The organism is Streptomyces sp. NPDC050546 (assembly GCF_044457425.1).
Lineage (GTDB): Bacteria > Actinomycetota > Actinomycetes > Streptomycetales > Streptomycetaceae > Streptomyces.
This window is the reverse complement of record NZ_JBITGX010000004.1, coordinates 229,804-247,865: the sequence shown is the minus strand read 5'-3', so window position 1 is coordinate 247,865 and position 18,062 is coordinate 229,804. Positions and strand designations below refer to the sequence as shown.

Below are 18,062 nucleotides of genomic sequence, written 5' to 3'. Positions count from 1 at the left end.
GGTGGAGGTATCGAGAGCACAGCAGCGGGACGAGGAGAAGGACGACGCCGATGGCCACGGAGTACGGACAGGGATACGGGCTCGACGGCGAGCCGGGGTATCCCGGGAGCACCGAACGACGGCGGCACCGGCTGCCCGTCGCGCTGCGGGCGCCGGTCGAGGGCCGCACCTGGCGCGAGCTCGGCTACGTGCTGCTCAGCCTGCCGATCAGCATCATGCTGTTCGTCTACGCGGTGACGATGGTGTCGCTGGGGGCGGGGCTGCTGGTGACGTTCCTCGGCGTGCCGGTGCTGGCGGCGGCTCTCGCCGGGTGCCGCGGTCTGGGGGCGCTGGAGCGGGTGCGGGCACGGGCGCTGCTGGACCTTGAGGTGGCCGGGCCGGAGCCGCTGCGGGTGAAGAAGCCGGGCGCGATGGCGTGGATGGGTGCCGTCCTCAAGAGCGGCGCCTCGTGGCGGGCCCTGCTGTACGCGCTGCTGCAGCTGCCCTGGGCGGTGTTCTCGTTCGCCGTCGCCGTGAACGTGTGGGTGCTGGGCTGGGGGCTGCTGACGTATCCGCTGTGGTTCTGGGTGTTCCCGATGTACGCCGGGCAGGACGGGGTCCAGCTGTACGGCGACGAGACGCACCGGGTCTACCTCGACAACCCCTTCGAGATCACGATGACCGCGCTGGTGGGTCTGCTGTTCACGATCGCCGTGCCGTGGATCCTGCGGGCGCTGACGATGGTGGACCGGCTGCTGGTGCACGGGCTGCTCGGGCCGTCGCGGCTGGCCTCGCGGGTGGTGGAGCTGGAGTCGGACCGGGGGGTCGTGGTCGACACGGCCGCGGCCGACCTGCGGCGCATCGAGCGGGATCTGCACGACGGGGCACAGGCCCGGCTGGTGGCACTGGCCATGGATCTGGGGCTGGCGAAGGAGAAGCTCCAGGAGGATCCGGAGGCGGCCGCGCGGATGGTGGACGAGGCGCACGGCGAAGTGAAGACGGCACTTCAGGAGCTGCGGGACCTGGCCCGGGGGATCCATCCCGCGGTGCTGACGGACCGGGGTCTTGACGCGGCGCTGTCGGCGGTGGCCTCGCGGTGCACGGTGCCGGTGCGGGTCGAGGTCGATCTGGCGGAGCGGCCGGCGCCGGCGATCGAGGGGATCGCGTACTTCACGGTGTCGGAGCTGCTGCAGAACGTCAGCAAGCACGCGCGGGCGACCTGGGCGGGCGTGGAGGTCTGGCGGACCGAGAACCGGCTGATGCTGCAGGTCGTGGACAACGGCGCGGGCGGGGCCGACGTGTCCCGGGGTTCCGGCCTGGCGGGGCTGGCGGACCGGCTCGACGCGGTGGACGGGGTCCTGGTGGTGGACTCGCCGGCGGGCGGGCCGACCCGGGTGACGGCGGAGTTGCCGTGGCGGGGGGCGTACGTGCGGTGACCTCCGGTCGGGGCGGCGGGTGAGGGGACGTTCCGTCTCCGGCTCGCCAGGGGGCTCCGCCCCGGGGGTGGGGGGGGGGGGGGGGGGGGGGGGGGGGGGGGGGGGGGGGGGGGGGGGGGGGGGGGGGGGGGGGGGGGGGGGGGGGGGGCGCGGGGGGGGGGGGGGGGGGGGGGCGGGGGGGGGGCCGCCCGCGGGGGGGGGGGGGCGCGCGGGGGGCGGCGGCCCGGCCGCCGGCCGCCCCCCCCCCCCCCCCCCCCCCCCCCCCCCCCCCCCCCCCCCCCCCCCCCCCCCCCCCCCCCCCCCCCCCCACCCCCGGGCCTATGCCCACCCGCCACCCGAATCAGTCGGACAGGAAGCAAGCCTCCCGCGCCGAATCACCTGGACGGACGGCAAGCCCTGTCCCCCGATCAGTGCGGACAAGAAGCCCGTCCCACCCCCATCCACCCCCCGATCCTGAAATGCTGGACCCGTCGCACGGGTGGGCGCGGAGCCGTTGTGGGCTGCGGACGGGCGGCAGCGGGCTGTGGGGGGCCGGAACATCGTGGAGGACAGGGTGCGGGTGGTCATCGCCGAGGATTCAGTGCTGCTCAGGGAGGGCCTGACCCGGCTGCTGACCGACCGCGGGCACGAGGTCGTCGCCGGGGTGGGTGACGGCGAGGCACTGATCAAGACCATCACCGAGCTGGACGCGCAGGGCGAGCTGCCGGATGTCGTGGTGGCCGATGTGCGGATGCCGCCGACGCACACCGACGAGGGGGTGCGGGCAGCGGTGCAGTTGCGCAAGGCGCACCCGGGGCTCGGTGTGCTGGTGCTGTCGCAGTACGTGGAGGAGCGCTACGCCACGGAGCTGCTCGCCGGGTCCAGCCGGGGTGTCGGCTATCTGCTGAAGGACCGGGTGGCCGAGGTCCGTGAGTTCGTGGACGCGGTGGTGCGGGTGGCCGACGGCGGTACGGCCCTCGACCCGGAGGTGGTCGCGCAGCTGCTGGGCCGCAGCCGTAAGCAGGACGTGCTCGCGGGGCTCACGCCGCGGGAGCGGGAGGTGCTGGGGCTGATGGCCGAGGGGCGGACGAACTCGGCGATCGCCCGGCAGCTGGTGGTCAGCGACGGAGCGGTCGAGAAGCACGTCAGCAACATCTTCCTGAAGCTGGGCCTGTCGCCGAGCGACGGGGACCACCGCAGGGTGCTGGCCGTGCTCACGTACCTCAATTCCTGACATGCGCCGCAAGGGTGCGTGATCACCGCGTGATCACCCCAAAGTCGCGTCCAAGATGCGAATGACACAAAGAAGGCGACCCTTACGGTCGTAGGGTTGATCCTGGGAGGCCTGCGGGAAGGCCTGTCCGGGACAGCCGCCTCGAGGGAGGTCCAGTTCAGTGACCAGCCAGGTCAGTAGCCCAGCGGAGCAGGCCGACGGACCAGTCGTAGGAGAGCAGCGCAAAGCGGCGGGCGCCAAGGGCGTCCGCCGTCTCGACCGAGTGATCATCAGGTTCGCGGGGGACTCGGGTGACGGTATGCAGCTCACCGGTGACCGCTTCACCTCGGAGACCGCGTCGTTCGGCAACGACCTGTCGACGCTGCCGAACTTCCCGGCCGAGATCCGGGCGCCCGCCGGGACCCTGCCGGGTGTGTCGTCCTTCCAGCTGCACTTCGCCGACCACGACATCCTCACGCCCGGTGACGCGCCGAACGTGCTGGTGGCGATGAACCCGGCCGCGCTGAAGGCGAACATCGGCGACCTGCCGCGCGGCGCCGAGGTGATCGTCAACACGGACGAGTTCACCAAACGGGCGATGCAGAAGGTCGGCTACGACACCAGTCCGCTGGAGGACGGGTCGCTGGACGGCTACCACCTGCACCCGGTGCCGCTGACCACGCTCACCGTGGAGGCGCTGAAGGAGTTCGACCTCAGCCGCAAGGAGGCCGAGCGCAGCAAGAACATGTTCGCGCTGGGCCTGCTGAGCTGGATGTACCACCGGCCCACCGAGGGCACGGAGAAGTTCCTCAAGTCCAAGTTCGCCAAGAAGCCCGATATCGCGGCGGCCAACATCGCCGCGTTCCGGGCGGGCTGGAACTTCGGCGAGACCACCGAGGACTTCGCCGTCTCCTACGAGGTGGCCCCGGCGGCCACGGCGTTCCCGCCGGGTGTCTACCGCAACATCTCCGGCAACCTCGCCCTGTCGTACGGCCTGGTCGCCGCGAGCCGGCAGGCGGATCTGCCGCTGTATCTGGGGTCGTACCCGATCACTCCGGCGTCGGACATCCTGCACGAGCTGTCCAAACACAAGAACTTCGGCGTGCGCACCTTCCAGGCCGAGGACGAGATCGCCGGTATCGGGGCCGCGCTGGGCGCGGCCTTCGGTGGTTCGCTGGCCGTGACCACGACGAGCGGTCCCGGTGTGGCGCTGAAGTCGGAGACCATCGGCCTGGCGGTCTCGCTGGAGCTGCCGCTGCTGGTCGTGGACATCCAGCGCGGCGGGCCGTCGACCGGTCTGCCCACCAAGACCGAGCAGGCGGACCTGCTCCAGGCGATGTACGGGCGCAACGGCGAGGCCCCGGTGCCGATCGTCGCGCCGTGCACCCCGGGGGACTGCTTCGACGCGGCCCTGGAGGCGGCGCGGATCGCGCTGACGTACCGCACGCCGGTCTTCCTCCTCTCCGACGGCTATCTGGCCAACGGCTCCGAGCCCTGGCGGATCCCGGACCTGGACGAGCTGCCCGATCTGCGGGTGCAGTTCGCGCAGGGCCCGAACCACACCCTGGACGACGGCTCCGAGGTGTTCTGGCCCTACAAGCGCGACCCGCAGACGCTGGCCCGGCCGTGGGCGATCCCGGGCACGCCGGGGCTCGAGCACCGGATCGGCGGCATCGAGAAGGAGGACGGGACGGGCAACATCTCCTACTCGCCGGCCAACCACGACTTCATGGTCCGCACCCGGCAGGCCAAGATCGACGGCATCGACGTCCCGGACCTCGTGGTGGACGACCCGCACGAGGCGCGGACGCTGGTGCTGGGCTGGGGTTCGACGTACGGCCCGATCACGGCGGCCGTACGGCGGCTGCGCAGAGCCGGGGAGTCCGTCGCGCAGGCGCATCTGCGCCATCTCAACCCCTTCCCGCGGAATCTGGGCGCGGTGCTGGAGCGTTACGACAAGGTGGTGATCCCCGAGATGAACCTCGGGCAGCTCGCCACGCTCATCCGGGCGAAGTACCTGGTCGACGCCCAGTCGTACAACCAGGTCAACGGCATGCCGTTCAAGGCGGAGCAGCTCGCCGCGGCTCTGAAGGAGGCCATCGATGGCTGAGACGTCCACGCACGGCACGGGCACCGTCGAAGCGCTCTCCCTCGTCCCCAAGGCCGAGGCGAAGCAGTCGATGAAGGACTTCAAGTCCGACCAGGAAGTCCGCTGGTGCCCCGGCTGCGGCGACTACGCCATCCTCGCGGCGGTGCAGGGCTTCATGCCCGAGCTGGGCCTGGCGAAGGAGAACATCGTCTTCGTCTCGGGCATCGGCTGCTCCTCCCGGTTCCCGTACTACATGAACACGTACGGGATGCACTCCATCCACGGCCGCGCCCCGGCCATCGCCACGGGTCTGGCCTCCTCGCGCCGCGATCTGTCGGTGTGGGTCGTCACCGGTGACGGCGACGCGCTGTCGATCGGCGGCAACCACCTGATCCACGCGCTGCGCCGCAATGTGAACCTCAAGATCCTGCTGTTCAACAACCGGATCTACGGTCTGACCAAGGGCCAGTACTCGCCGACCTCCGAGGTCGGGAAGATCACCAAGTCGACGCCGATGGGATCGCTGGACGCGCCCTTCAACCCGGTGTCGCTGGCGATCGGGGCGGAGGCCTCGTTCGTGGCGCGGACGGTCGACTCCGACCGCAAGCACCTCACGGAGGTGCTGCGCCAGGCCGCCGCCCACCAGGGCACGGCCCTGATCGAGATCTACCAGAACTGCAACATCTTCAACGACAACGCCTTCGAGGCCCTCAAGGACAAACAGCAGGCCGAGGAGGCCGTGATCCGGCTGGAGCACGGCAGGCCGATCCGCTTCGGCTCCGACCTGTCCAAGGGTGTCGTACGGGACCGGCTGACCGGGGACCTGAAGGTGGTGGCGGTGACGCCGGACAGCGAGGACCAGGTGCTCGTCCACGACGCGCACTCCCCGTCCCCGACCACGGCGTTCGCGCTGTCCCGCCTGGCCGACCCGGACACCCTGCACCACACCCCGATCGGCGTCCTCCGCTCCGTGGACCGGCCGGTCTACGACACGCAGATGTCGGACCAGCTCGACCAGGCGATCGAGCAGCACGGCAAGGGCGACCTGGGCGCGCTGCTGGCGGGCGGGGACACCTGGACGGTCGCCGGCTGAGCACGACCACGCCCTACGGCGATCAGGCCCGGGACCGCTACGACGCGGCCCGGGTCTCGTCGTAGGTCAGGCGGGCCTTCTCCACGTCGTCCATGCGGTCGTGGGTCCACTGGGCGAGGGCCTTGACCTGCTCGGCGGCCTCGCGGCCCAGGTCGGTGAGGGAGTAGTCGACGCGGGGCGGGATCACCGGCTTGGCGTCGCGGTGGACCAGGCCGTCGCGCTCCAGGGTCTGGAGGGTCTGGGTGAGCATCTTCTCGCTGACACCCCGGCCGTTGTACCGACTGATCGCCCGGCGCAGCTCACTGAACCGGTACGGGCGGTCCAGCAACTCGATCAGGACGAGCACGCCCCAGCGGCTGGTGACGTGTTCCAGGACGAGCCGGTACGGGCACAAGGCCTCGCCATCACTTACTGCCATGCCAGTACCTTACTTCAAAGTGGGTACTTTCGAACAGTTAGCGCTTCTCCTAGGGTTAGTGCCACCGCACCCCACAAGGAGAGTCATCACCATGAGCATCGTCGTCACCGGAGCCACCGGACAGCTCGGCCGTCACGTCGTGGAGCAGCTGCTGGAGAAGGTTCCCGCCGAGCAGATCACCGCGGTCGTCCGCAACGCCGAGAAGGCCGCCGACTTCGCGGACCGCGGGGTGAGGATCGCACTGGCCGACTACAACACCCCCGCGTCCTTCGACGGCCTCTTCTCCGCCGGTGACAAGGTCCTGCTGGTCTCGGGCAACGAGTTCGACAAGGGCCGTGTGCGGCAGCACCAGGTCGTCATCGACGCCGCCAAGGCGGCCGGGGTCGCCCTGCTCGCGTACACCAGCGCCCCGGGCAGCCTGACCGCCGCGCTCGCCGACGACCACCGCGGCACCGAGGAGGCCCTGCTGGGCTCGGGCGTGCCCTACGCGCTGCTGCGCAACGGCTGGTACCACGAGAACTACACCGAGAACCTCGCCCCGACGCTGGAGCACAACGCGGTCGTCGCCGCCGCCGGCGAGGGCCGGGTCTCCTCCGCCTCCCGCGCCGACTACGCCGCCGCCGCCGTGGCCGTACTGACCGGCGAGGGGCACGAGAACAAGACGTACGAGCTGGGCGGCGACTCCGCGTGGAGCTTCGCCGAGTACGCGGCCGAGCTGAGCCGGCAGACCGGCAAGGAGATCACCTACAACGCGGTCACCCCCGAGGCGCTCACCGGCATCCTGGCCGGCGCCGGCCTGCCCGAGCAGTTCGCGCAGATCCTGGCCGGGGTCGACGCCTCCATCGAGAAGGGTGAGCTGGTGGTCTCCACCGGCGACCTGTCCCGCCTGGCCGGCCGTCCGACCACCCCGTTTTCCGAGGCCATCGCCGCCGCGCTCAAGGGCTGAAATCCCCCCGGCGGGCCCTTGAGCCGCCTCACCCCCGGCTGTCATGACCGTATGCCGATACGGGCATGACAGCCGGGGGCGCTCGGCGTTACCTTCGTGGTCGCGGAACACCACGTGCGAAGTGCGAAGGAGGGGGCCCGTGACCGGCAAGCCGAGGGGCGAGGCGCGGATAGGACTGCTGAACGGGTTCGCGGCCTACGGGATGTGGGGGCTCGTCCCCCTGTTCTGGCCCCTGCTGAAGCCCGCGGGGGCGGTGGAGATCCTGGCCCACCGGATGGTGTGGTCGCTGGTCTTCGTGGGCGCCGCCCTGCTCGTGCTGCGCCGCTGGGCCTGGGCCGGAGAGCTGCTGCGGCAGCCGCGCAAGCTCGCACTGATCACGGTCGCCGCGACGGTCATCACCATCAACTGGGGCCTGTACATCTGGTCCGTGAACTCCGGGCACGTCGTCGAGGCCTCCCTCGGGTACTTCATCAACCCGCTGGTCACCATCGGGATCGGGGTGCTGCTGCTGAAGGAGCGGCTGCGGCCGGTGCAGTGGGCGGCGGTCGGGACCGGCTGCGTGGCGGTCGTCGTCCTGACCATCGGCTATGGCCGGCCGCCGTGGATCTCGCTCTCCCTCGCCTTCTCCTTCGCCGCCTACGGGCTGGTGAAGAAGAAGGTGGGCCTCGGCGGCATCGAGTCGCTGGCCGCCGAGACCACGATCCAGTTCCTGCCCGCGCTCGGCTTCCTGGTGTGGCTGACCGCGCGAGGCGACTCCACGTTCACCACCGAGGGCGCGGGGCACGCGGCCCTGCTCGCCTCGGCCGGCATCGTCACCGCGCTGCCCCTGGTCTGCTTCGGAGCGGCCGCCATCCGCGTGCCCCTGTCCACCATCGGCCTGCTGCAGTACTCGACGCCGGTCATCCAGTTCCTGCTCGGCATCCTCTACTTCCACGAGGAGATGCCGCCGGAGCGCTGGGCCGGGTTCGCGCTGGTGTGGCTGGCGCTGACGCTGCTCACCTGGGACGCGCTGCGCACCGCCCGGCGCGCGGCCCGCGCGCTCACCGACGAGATCAGCGTGCCCAGCACCACCAGGACGACCGGCACGACCAGCGCCGCCCGGAACGCCGAGAGCGTGGCCTCGGGGCCGGACCCGGTGGACGCCAGGCCGTAGACCGCGGTGACCGCCGAGATGCCGATCGCGGAGCCGAACTGCGTGGCGGTGGTCAGCAGCCCGCCGGCCAGCCCCTGCTCGGACTCGGCGACCCCGTCCGTCGCCGCGATCGTCAGCGGCCCGTAGGCCAGGGCGAAGGCGAGACCCGCCAGGAACAGCGTCGGGAACATCGCGGCGTAGGACCAGTCCATGCCGACCGGCAGGAACAGCGCGTACGCCGCCACGGCCAGGACGAAACCGCCGACGATCACCCGGGCGTTGCCCCAGCGGGCGACCAGCCGCGGTGTGAGCGTCGGGGCGAGCACGGCGTCGATGCCCATGACGATCAGGGCCAGCGCCGTCTGGAGCGACGACCAGCCGCGCAGTTCCTGAAGATAGAGCGTGACGATGAACTGGAAGCCGAAGAAGGCGCCGAGGAAGAGCAGTGCCCCCAGGTCGGCGCGCACGACCGGGCCCTGACGCAGGATGCCGAGGCGGACGAGCGGGTCCGGACAGCGGCGTTCGGCCGCGACGAAGGCACCGGCCAGGAGCAGCGCCGCGAGCCCCGAGGCCGCGGTGAGCGGCCAGTCGCGCAGGCCGTGCTCCAGGCGTACGACGGTGTAGGCGGCCAGCAGCATCGCGCCGGCGGCGGTGATCGCGCCGGGCAGGTCGAAGGTCCCCCGGCGAGTCCGCGGGGCGTCGCGCCCGGGGATCAGCCGTACGGCTGCCGCGAGCAGGGCCGCGGCCAGCAGTACGGGCGCGAAGAACACCCAGCGCCAGCCGAGCTCGGTGAGCAGACCGCCGATCACCAGGCCGAGGGAGAAGCCGGCCGCGCCCGTCCCGGCGAAGATCAGCAGGGCCTTGTTGCGCTCCGGGCCCTCCGCGTACGACGTGGTGATCAGGGAGAGCGCGGCGGGAGTCATGAACGCGGCGGCGACACCCGTCACGAACCGGGCGACGACCAGCATCCAGCCCTCGGTCGCGAAGCCGCCGAGCCCCGAGAAGGCGAGGAAGACGGTGAGCCAGATCAGGAACATCCGGCGCCTGCCGAGCAAGTCGGCGGCGCGGCCGCCCAGGAGGGTGAAGCCGGCGTAGCCGAGCACGTAGGCGCTCATCACCCACGCCGCGGTGTCGGTGCCCAGCCCCAGGTCGGAGCGGATGGCCGGGATCGCCACCGCCATCATCGCGACGTCGATGCCTTCGAGGAAGATCGTTCCGCACAGAACGAGCAGCAGCGCCCAGGCACGGGTGCCCATCAGTCCACACTCCTCCGCCGTCAGCCGGTTACGCAACTGAGGGTCGGTTCCCTCTTGTAACCGTGACCAGCCTGCGGCAGCATCGACAGACATGGAAGAAGGCACTTCGAAGTCACCGAGTAACCGCGAGAGCACCGTGGACTACGGCGACGCCGATCCCTTCCAGTGGGACACCCGGGAGGACTGCCAGGTCCGGCAGATCCTCGACCGGATCGCCGACAAGTGGTCGCTGCTGGTCATCGCGCTGCTGGAGAACCGGCGGCTGCGCTTCACCGAGCTGCGCCGGGAGATCGACGGGGTCAGCCAGCGGATGCTGACGGTGACCCTGCGGTCGCTGGAGCGGGACGGGCTGGTGAAGCGGACGGTGCACCCGGTGGTGCCGCCGCGGGTCGAGTACGAACTGACCTCCCTCGGCAGGACGCTGCACACCACGATCCAGTCCCTGGTGACCTGGACGGAGGAACACCAGGACGAGATCGCCGCGGCCCGGACCGCGTACGACACCCGCCCCGTATAACTGGTACATGACACAGACACCGGCACGTCCCGCCTCCGTGCACTGGAAGGTCGTCATCGACGCGAACGACCCGCACGCGCAGGCCGACTTCTGGGCCGCGGCGCTCCACTACGAGGTCGAGGACAACAGCGTCCTCATCGGGAAGCTGCTCGGTGCCGGTGTCGTGCCGGAGGAACTCGTCGTCGAGTTCCACGGCCGTCACGCCTTCCGGGACCTGGTCGCCGTACGGCACCCCGAGGACCCCTTCGAGGAGGGGAGCGGGACCGGGCTGGGGCGGCGGCTGCTGTTCCAGCGGGTGCCGGAGACCAAGACGGTCAAGAACCGGCTCCACCTCGATCTGCACCCGGGTGAGGGACGGCGCGAGGAGGAGGTCGCGCGGCTGGAGGGGCTCGGGGCGAGGGTGCTGCGGCGTGTGGCGGAGCAGGGCGGCGAGTGGGCTCTGATGGCGGACCCGGAGGGGAACGAGTTCTGCGTCCATTAGCACGGACGCCGCTCCACAACGCCCTGACCGGTCAAGGGTCTTGACGGATAGTCAGTAACGGCCCCACCATCCAGGCACCCCATTCAGCGTGGGCGGCCTGCGGACACCCCACGGGCTGCCCGTAGGAACTCGGAGTCCCCACATGAAGCTCTCCGTTTCCGCGCGTGCCGTGACAGCAGGCGGCATAGCGACTGTCATGCTCCTGACCGGCGGCGCCGTGGCCGATGCCGCGTCCGCTCCCCCGAGACCGGCCGCGGCGCCCGACCTGCCCCTGGCGGGCGTCAAGGCCCATCTGACCCAGCTCCAGTCCATAGCCACCGCCAACGGCGGCAACCGCGCGCACGGCCGGACCGGCTACAAGGCCTCGATCGACTACGCGAAGGCCAAGCTGGACGCCGCGGGATTCACCACCACGCTCCAGCAGTTCACCGCCTCCGGCCGCACCGGCTACAACCTGATCGCCGACTGGCCCGGCGGTGACACGAGCCAGGTCGTGATGGCCGGCTCGCACCTCGACAGCGTCTCCTCCGGGCCCGGCATCAACGACAACGGGTCCGGCTCGGCCGCCGTCCTGGAGACCGCCCTCGCCGTGGCACGGGCGCAGTACAAGCCCACCAAGCATCTGCGGTTCGCCTGGTGGGGCGCGGAGGAACTCGGCCTGGTCGGCTCCCGCTACTACGTCAACCAGCTGGCGACCGGGGACCGTTCCAGGATCAGCGCCTACCTCAACTTCGACATGATCGGCTCCTCGAACCCGGGCTACTTCGTCTACGACGACGACCCGGCGATCGAGAAGACGTTCAAGGACTACTTCAGCGGCCTCGGCGTCCCGACCGAGATCGAGACCGAGGGCGACGGCCGCTCCGACCACGCGCCGTTCAAGAGCGCGGGCGTGCCCGTGGGCGGCCTGTTCACCGGGGCCAGCCGCGCGAAGACGGCGGCGCAGGCGGCCAAGTGGGGCGGTACGGCCGGGCGGGCGTTCGACCGCTGCTACCACTCCTCCTGCGACACCACCGCCAACATCAGCGACACGGCCCTCGACCGCAACAGCGACGCGGTCGCGCACGCGGTGTGGGAGCTGTCGGACTAGGGCCTGTCGTTCTCGTCAGGTCGCCCCTACTGGTTGCGGGCGCGTTCCGTGAGGCGGCCCATGCGGGCCCGGGCCGACTCCAGTTGCTCGATCTCCTCGGCGGCCGGGCCGTCCTCGGCGGCGAGCTCGGTCCACAGCCCGATCAGGTCGCCTCCCAGCTCAAGACCCAGCGCCGGGTCGCGCACGGCCCGCCAGGCGGTGGCCGCGCTCTGCACATTGCCGTAGGCGGCCTCCGCGTCGCCCGTACGGCGGCGGGCACCGGCCAGGTCGAGGGACAGCCGGAAAGCGCGGAGCGGATCACCCGCCAAGTAGGCGATGTACGCGCTGAGTTCACCCAGCCGGAGCACCTCGGGGTGCTCCGGCCCCAGCGTCGCCGACGCCTGCGCGACGGTCTGGTCCGCCAGCGCGGCCGCGGCGTCGATCCTGCCCTCCTTCACGGCCTCGTTGATCCGCGTGATCGGCTCAGCGAGCAGGTCGGGGGCTCCGGAGTCGCCCGGGGCGCCGGACGGTTCGTCACCGAACATGGCCTCCGCGACCGCGTCGAAGCCGCGCGCGGGCGTGGGCTTGGCGTCGAGGTCGGCGAGCAGCTCCGCCTCGAGCACCGGGTCGGGCTTCCCGCCGCGCCGGGGCCCGGCGACGGGACCGGCTTCGGGGACGGGGAGCGGCCTCGCGTCCATGGGCGGAGGCGGCCCGAACTCACCGGTCGGGGGCGCGACGGTGCCGGGCGGTGCGGCCGGGCCCGGAGGCGCGTCTTCCGGTGCGGGCTGCGGCGGCTCCTGTACGGCGCGCAGCCGGAACGTCGGGGCCGCGCCGAGCTCGCCCGACTCCGGTACGGGGCGCAGGACGTGCGTGGCGCTGTCGCTCCGCGGGGGCTGCTTCCGCGACTGCTGTTGCTCCTGCTCCTGCTCCGCGGCGGGTGGCATGGGTCCGGGCGTGCCCGGGGCTGGCGTGCCCGGGGCGGGCGGTTCCGCGGTCGGGCCGACCGCGGGCGGCTCGGCAGCCGCGGCGGCTGTTGGCGGTTCCGCGGGTGCACCGGCCGGGGGCCACTCCGTAGCGCCGGACATGGGCCACTCCGTGGCCGCGTCGGCACTGGGAGGCTCCGTGGCCGCGCCGGTCGTGGGCTGTTCCGCGGCCGCACCCGCCGGGGGCCACTCCGGGGCGCCAGACATGGGCGGTTCCGGGGCTGCGCCCGCCGGGGGCCACTCCGTGGTCGTGCCGGACTTGGGCGGGGCCGTCGCGCCAGACGTAGGCGGGGCCGTCGCCGTGCCAGGCATGGGCGGGGCCGTCGCCGTGCCAGGCATGGGCGGTTGCGGCGGGTGTCCGGCGGCCGCTTCCTCCGGCGGTGTCGTACGGACCGGCTCGGCCGTGAAGTGGCTGGAGCCGTCCGGGTCGACCCGGAGCGGGACGACGTAGCCGATGCGTTCGTCGTGGATCGTGGCGAGGACGGCGTGGCCGGTGGCGAGGGCGATGTGGTGGAGGCGGTTCAGGACGGCCTTGTGGATCTCCTCGCCGGGGGCAGCGAAGACCGGGACGCCGCCGACGGACGCGCCGTCGGACACGCCCGGCACTCCGGCACCGGCACCCGGTCCGGCGCCGTGTCCGGCCCGAGGGACATGGACCTCGATCGGCGCCGCCGGCGCCGCCGCGTGTGCGGCCTGCTTCTGTTCCCGCTTCTTCTCGCGGCTGAGTCGAGACATCGTCCCCTCACTCGGCGTCGTACACCTACTGTCGAGTGTGTCCGCTCGCTCCCTTTTCTCACGTCACCGCGGTGTCACAGGCTCGTCCCAAGGACTGTAGGCCCCGGCGCGCGTTGTTCCGGTTGGCATGAAGATCGGAGTACGAGGGAGGAGAGGTGCATGCAGACAGGCGTGCGACAAGGCCCGGAGATCTGGATCCGCGGTCCGGTGACCACCCCGGAGCCGGGACCGCCGGAGCCGGCCCACGCCCATGCCGCGGCCCGGCGTTTCTCCTGGGTCGGCACGCACGGCGGCGCGGGCGTCTCCACGCTCGCCTCGGTCTACGGCGGTCATGACAGCGGCCGCGCCTGGCCCGGGCCGGGCGATCCGCCGTCGGTGCTGCTGGTCGCCCGGACGCACGCGGCCGGGCTGGACACGGTCGCCGGAGCCGTGGAGATCTTCCGGCGCGGCCAGGCTCCGCAGGGGCTCGACCTCGACGGCGTCGTCCTCGTGGCGGACGCCCCGGGCCGGCTGCCGCGCCCGCTCGCCCAGCGGGTCAAGTCCCTGGAGGCGGTCATCGACGTGTACCGCGTGCCGTGGGTGCCGTCCTGGCGGCTCGGCGAACTGGGCCACCCGCCGCGCGAGACGGCACCCCTGGCCAGGCTGACGGGAGCGGCACGCTGACGGCCCTCCCCCTGTCGGCCGGGGAGATCGCGGCGGGCGTCCGGGCCCGGGAGCTGCGTGCGGTCGACGTGGTCGCGGAGACGCTGGAACGGATCGACCGGGCCGATCCGCAGCTGTGCGCGTTCATCGAGGTGTGGCACGAGGAGGCGCTGCGACGGGCGGGCGAGGTGGACGCGCTGCTCGAACGGAGGGCCGGAGGTGCCCCCCGCAGGAGCGGAGCTGACAACTCCGACGGGTCGGGGGATCTCCCCCGCAGGAGCGCAGCCGCGGGGCCCGGGGGTGTCCCTCGCACGAGTGATGCCGACCTGTCCGGGGACACCCCTCGCACGAGTGGTGACGACGAGTCAGGGGGCGCCACTCACGCGAGCGCGGCCGATCCCCACGGGGACGCTGCTCGCGCGAGTGCAGCCGCCAGGCCCGGGGGCGTTCACCGCGCGACCGAGGCCGACAGTCCCGGGCGCGCCCTTCGTACGAGTAGTGCCGACATACCCGGTGGGGTCCCCCACACGAGTGGTGCCGACGGCTCCATGGAGGCGAGTGGGGCTCTGCCACTCGCCGGTGTGCCGATCGCCGTGAAGGGGCGGCACGGGCTGCGGGCGGCGGGGCCGTTGCTCGCGGCCGGAGGGGTCGTCGTGGGGGCGACCTCCGTGCCCGGGCCGGGCACGCCCTGGCAGACCTGGGGGCTCGGTGCGCGCGGCCGGACCGTCAACCCGTGGCGGGCCGACCGTACGCCGGGCGGTTCCTCGGCCGGGTCGGCGGTGGCGGTGGCGGCCGGACTCGTACCGCTGGCGACGGGCAGCGACGGGGCCGGGTCGGTGCGGATCCCGGCGGCGTGGTGCGGGGTCGTGGGCCTGAAGTGCACGGTCGGGCGACTGCCCTCCGCCGACCGCACGGGACTTGCCGTCCCCGGCGTGCTCGCCCGCTCGGCGTCGGACGCGGCCTGCTGGTGGCAGGTCGTGACGGGCGAGCCCGAGCCTGTCCTCCCACCCCTGCCCGTCACCGCCGTCTGGTCCCCCGACCTCGGTTTCGCCGGGCCCGATCCGGAGCCCGTCGCACTCGCCCGAGCCGCGGTGGAACGGCTTGTGGCGGCGGGGGTCGTACGGCTCGTACGACCGCGGGTGCCGTTGCGGCTCCCGGACCCCGGGCCCGCGTGGCTCGCGCTGCGCGCACCCGGCGCCGACCTGGCCGGGGCCCACCGCGTCCAGGCGGAGAACGACCGGCGGCTGACCGGGCTGTTCGGGGATGCCGAGCTGCTGCTGACGCCCACGGCACCCACCGCGCCGCACGGCCACGAAGGGCCGGGGGACCGCTACTCCACCTCGCTCACCTGGGCGTTCAACCTCAGCGGGCATCCGGCCCTGAGCCTCCCGGCGGGCTTCGGCGAGGACGGCTGCCCGGCCGGACTGCAACTGGTGGCGCCGCACGGGCGGGAGGCGCTGCTGCTGGCCGTGGCGCGGGAGGCGGAGTCGCGTACCGGGAGCTGACGGGCACCCCCGGCCCGACAGACGTCCCCGCCCGACAGGCACCGGCACCCCTGGCGGATTTGAATGCGTACGCATATGATGCATGCGCGTGTAATCGCCGTACGCCTTTCTTCTGGGGGACCTCCATGACCCGCCGCTTCCTTTTCGTCCTCGGCAGCGCCCGCGCCGAGGGCAACACCGAGCTGCTGGCCCGCCGGGCCGCCGAGCAACTGCCCCCGGACGTCGAACAGCAGTGGATCGACCTCACCGAGCACCCGCTACCCGACTTCGAGGACCTGCGGCACGACAGCGACCATGTCCGCCCGACCGAGGGCAGCCTCGCCCTGCTGCTCGACGCCACGCTCGCGGCGACGGACATCGTGATCGTCACGCCCCTGTACTGGTACTCGGTCTCCGCGCAGACCAAGCGCTATCTCGACTACTGGTCGGGCTGGCTGCGCACGCCCGACCTCGACTTCAAGGCGACCCTGGCCGGACGCACGCTGTGGGGCGTCACCGCTCTCGCGCACCGGGAGGAGGTCGTCGCCGACCCGCTCGTCGGGACGCTCCACAACTCGGCCGCATACATGGGGATGCGCTTCGGCGGGGTACTGCTCGGCAACGGCAGCAAGCCCGGTGACGTGCTGAACGACACCGAGGCGCTGACCCGCGCGAAGACGTTCTTCACCCAGGAGGCCCCGCCCGCCCGGTTCCTGTACGAGCAGGACTGAGCAGTGACTAGGCCGTGATGTCCTTCGTCGTGAAGCGGGCCCAGGCCGCCGAGCCGAACACCGCCGCGTACAGGGCCTGGAGGCCGAGGTTCTTCGCCAGGTCGTCCCAGTAGACCGGCTCGCGCATGAGGTCGGCGAAGGACAGCCAGTAGTGCGAGAAGAAGTACGGCTGGAGGGAGTGCAGTTGCGGGATCTGGTCGAGGATCTGGACCGTGATGAGCAGGCCGACGGTGGTCGCCATCGCCGCGATGCCACTGCCCGTGAGCGTCGAGACGAACAGACCGAGCGCCGCGACGCCGATCAGTGACGCGGCGACGGCGAGGGCGATCAGCAGGGCTCTGCCCAACCCCTCGGCGAAGCCGATCTGCGTACCCGAGATGGTCGTCAGGTCGCCCAGCGGGAACAACAGCGCGCCGACCGTCAGCGCCGAGACGGCGACCACGAGCGTGGCCGCCAGGCAGAAGATGACGACGGTCGCGTACTTGGTGAGCAGCAGCCTGCTGCGCCCGGCCGGGGCGACCAGCAGATAGCGGAGGGTGCCGGAGTTCGACTCGCCGGCGATCGCGTCGCCCGCGACGACCCCGATCGCCATCGGCAGGAAGAACGGGAGGGTGGCGGCCAGGGCGGTGAAGACGAGGAACAGGCCGTTGTTGGTGATCTGCGAGATGAAGGCCGGTCCTCCGCCCCCGCCACCGCCGGGCGACGACCCGTCACCCGTCTCTATCTTGACGGCGATGCCGACCAGGACGGGCACGCCCGCCAGTACGGCCAGCAGCGCGAGGGTGCGCCAGCGCCGGAAGGTCGTGATGAGCTCGCTGCGCAGCAGCCCGAAGGTCCACAGCGGGCTCACCGGGCGTACGGCCCTCGCGGTGTCAGCCTGCGACATCGAAGCCCTCCCCCGTCAGCGCCACGAACGCGTCCTCCAGCGAGGCCCGTTCGACCGTGAAGCCCCGCACCCGTACCCCGGCCGTCACCAGCGCGGCGGTCACCTCGGCGAGGTCGCGGTCCGGTGGTTCGCCGGTCACCCGGTCGTCCGTGACGACCACGTCGCCGACGCCCTGCTCCTTCAGTACCCGAGCGGCCTCGGCCGGGTCCGGTGTGGTCACCACGAGCCGGCCGCGGGCCCCGGCGGACAGCTCGGCGACCGGGCCCTGCGTGATCAGACGGCCCTGCGCCATCACGGCCGCGTGCGTGCAGACCTGCTCGATCTCGTCGAGCAGATGGGAGGAGAGGAAGACGGTCGTGCCGTCCGAGGCCAACTCCCGGATCAGGGTGCGGATCTCGCGCATGCCCTGCGGGTCGAGGCCGTTGGTCGGCTCGTCGAGCACGAGGAGCCGACGCGGCTGGAGCAGGGCGGCCGCGAGGCCCAGGCGCTGTTTCATGCCCAGGGAGTACGCCTTGGCCTTCTTGCTCCCCGCGGCGGTCAGGCCCACCCGGTCCAGGGCGGCGGCGACCCGGGCCCGCCGGGTGCGCGGATCGGCGGCCGGGTCGGCCGAGTCGTACCGGATGAGGTTGTCGCGGCCGGAGAGGAAGCCGTAGAGGGCCGGGCCCTCGATGAGGGCGCCGACGTGCGGCAGCACGGCGCGGGTGGCCCGGGGCATGGGCTGCCCGAGGACCCGCGCCGTGCCGGAGGTGGCCTCGATGAGGCCCATCAGCATGCGGATGGTGGTGGTCTTGCCGGAGCCGTTGGGGCCGAGGAAGCCGAAGACGCTGCCCGCCGGGACGGTCAGGTCGAGACCGTCGACGGCGAGCTGTCCGCCGCGGTAGCGCTTGGTGAGCGCGCGGGTGGCGATGACCGGTTCCCCGGCCGCGGCATCCGCGCCGGTCGGCTCCGGCACCCGCTCGGGCTCCGTGGCGGACGGTTCGCCCATCGGCTTCC

16 protein-coding genes and 1 pseudogene are annotated in these 18,062 nt (G+C 72.2%); 12 read left to right on the top strand and 5 right to left on the bottom strand.

The window, feature by feature from the left end:
• Positions 1–50: 50 nt before the first annotated feature.
• From ACIBK5_RS12065 to ACIBK5_RS12050, 4 genes are all read left to right on the top strand, one after another.
• Entirely contained in the window at positions 51–1,415 is a 1,365-nt protein-coding gene (locus ACIBK5_RS12065; RefSeq protein WP_399018705.1) for a sensor histidine kinase, read from the top strand.
• Positions 1,416–1,968: 553 nt separating this feature from the next.
• A complete protein-coding gene (locus ACIBK5_RS12060; RefSeq protein WP_382580102.1) occupies positions 1,969–2,628 on the top strand; it encodes a LuxR C-terminal-related transcriptional regulator in 660 nt (219 codons plus the stop codon).
• Between the two features lie 160 nt (positions 2,629–2,788).
• The gene (locus tag ACIBK5_RS12055) at positions 2,789–4,717 is read left to right on the top strand and encodes a 2-oxoacid:acceptor oxidoreductase subunit alpha (protein ID WP_399018703.1); all 1,929 of its coding nucleotides are present in this window, start codon (positions 2,789–2,791) and stop codon (positions 4,715–4,717) included.
• On the top strand, positions 4,710–5,789 hold the full coding sequence (locus tag ACIBK5_RS12050) for a 2-oxoacid:ferredoxin oxidoreductase subunit beta (protein WP_399018701.1): 1,080 nt from the start codon (positions 4,710–4,712) through the stop codon (positions 5,787–5,789). The genes ACIBK5_RS12055 and ACIBK5_RS12050 overlap by 8 nt, the downstream gene beginning before the upstream one ends.
• 37 nt (positions 5,790–5,826) lie before the next feature.
• On the opposite strand, the gene ACIBK5_RS12045 is transcribed toward ACIBK5_RS12050, so the two are convergent.
• Positions 5,827–6,207: a winged helix-turn-helix transcriptional regulator gene (locus tag ACIBK5_RS12045; RefSeq protein WP_399018700.1), complete on the bottom strand. Its 381-nt coding sequence runs from the start codon at positions 6,205–6,207 to the stop codon at positions 5,827–5,829.
• Positions 6,208–6,298: 91 nt separating this feature from the next.
• Between ACIBK5_RS12045 and ACIBK5_RS12040 the strand changes: the two genes are divergently transcribed.
• Positions 6,299–7,153 carry an SDR family oxidoreductase gene (locus ACIBK5_RS12040; protein WP_399018698.1) on the top strand — a complete coding sequence of 285 codons (855 nt, stop codon included), beginning with the start codon at positions 6,299–6,301 and terminating at the stop codon, positions 7,151–7,153.
• Between the two features lie 43 nt (positions 7,154–7,196).
• Positions 7,197–8,093 (top strand): annotated as a pseudogene (gene rarD / locus ACIBK5_RS12035) (EamA family transporter RarD); the annotation flags it as partial.
• On the opposite strand, the gene ACIBK5_RS12030 reads toward rarD, so the two are convergent.
• Positions 8,078–9,541: an MFS transporter gene (locus ACIBK5_RS12030; protein ID WP_399018696.1), complete on the bottom strand. Its 1,464-nt coding sequence runs from the start codon at positions 9,539–9,541 to the stop codon at positions 8,078–8,080. The pseudogene rarD and the gene ACIBK5_RS12030 overlap by 16 nt on opposite strands.
• A gap of 91 nt (positions 9,542–9,632) precedes the next feature.
• Between ACIBK5_RS12030 and ACIBK5_RS12025 the strand changes: the two genes are divergently transcribed.
• The 3 genes from ACIBK5_RS12025 (at position 9,633) to ACIBK5_RS12015 (ending at position 11,629) form a co-directional block, all read left to right on the top strand.
• Positions 9,633–10,058, top strand: coding sequence for a winged helix-turn-helix transcriptional regulator (locus ACIBK5_RS12025; RefSeq protein ID WP_399018694.1), 426 nt, complete (start codon positions 9,633–9,635; stop codon positions 10,056–10,058).
• Between the two features lie 7 nt (positions 10,059–10,065).
• Complete coding sequence (locus tag ACIBK5_RS12020; protein WP_399018692.1) at positions 10,066–10,539, top strand: VOC family protein; 474 nt, start codon at positions 10,066–10,068, stop codon at positions 10,537–10,539.
• Positions 10,540–10,681: 142 nt separating this feature from the next.
• Positions 10,682–11,629: a M28 family metallopeptidase gene (locus ACIBK5_RS12015; RefSeq protein ID WP_399018690.1), complete on the top strand. Its 948-nt coding sequence runs from the start codon at positions 10,682–10,684 to the stop codon at positions 11,627–11,629.
• Between the two features lie 26 nt (positions 11,630–11,655).
• Here the strand turns inward: ACIBK5_RS12015 and ACIBK5_RS12010 are convergent, their stop codons facing one another.
• Positions 11,656–13,326 (bottom strand): tetratricopeptide repeat protein, encoded by a 1,671-nt coding sequence (locus ACIBK5_RS12010; protein WP_399018688.1) that lies wholly within the window; start codon positions 13,324–13,326, stop codon positions 11,656–11,658.
• Positions 13,327–13,485: 159 nt separating this feature from the next.
• On the opposite strand from ACIBK5_RS12010, the gene ACIBK5_RS12005 reads away from it, so the two are divergent.
• The 3 genes from ACIBK5_RS12005 to ACIBK5_RS11995 all read left to right on the top strand — a co-directional run bounded on the left by ACIBK5_RS12005 (position 13,486) and on the right by ACIBK5_RS11995 (position 16,183).
• Positions 13,486–13,989: a DUF6668 family protein gene (locus tag ACIBK5_RS12005; protein WP_399018686.1), complete on the top strand. Its 504-nt coding sequence runs from the start codon at positions 13,486–13,488 to the stop codon at positions 13,987–13,989.
• 485 nt (positions 13,990–14,474) lie between these two features.
• Positions 14,475–15,473 (top strand): amidase family protein, encoded by a 999-nt coding sequence (locus ACIBK5_RS12000; protein WP_399019189.1) that lies wholly within the window; start codon positions 14,475–14,477, stop codon positions 15,471–15,473.
• A 125-nt stretch (positions 15,474–15,598) separates the two neighbouring features.
• Complete coding sequence (locus tag ACIBK5_RS11995) at positions 15,599–16,183, top strand: flavodoxin family protein (RefSeq protein WP_399018685.1); 585 nt, start codon at positions 15,599–15,601, stop codon at positions 16,181–16,183.
• A gap of 7 nt (positions 16,184–16,190) precedes the next feature.
• Here the strand turns inward: ACIBK5_RS11995 and ACIBK5_RS11990 are convergent, their stop codons facing one another.
• Together ACIBK5_RS11990 and ACIBK5_RS11985 are read right to left on the bottom strand one after the other, a co-directional pair.
• A complete protein-coding gene (locus tag ACIBK5_RS11990; protein WP_399018684.1) occupies positions 16,191–17,069 on the bottom strand; it encodes an ABC transporter permease in 879 nt (292 codons plus the stop codon).
• The gene (locus ACIBK5_RS11985) at positions 17,056–18,054 is read right to left on the bottom strand and encodes an ATP-binding cassette domain-containing protein (protein WP_399018683.1); all 999 of its coding nucleotides are present in this window, start codon (positions 18,052–18,054) and stop codon (positions 17,056–17,058) included. The genes ACIBK5_RS11990 and ACIBK5_RS11985 overlap by 14 nt, the downstream gene beginning before the upstream one ends.
• Positions 18,055–18,062 lie beyond the last annotated feature (8 nt).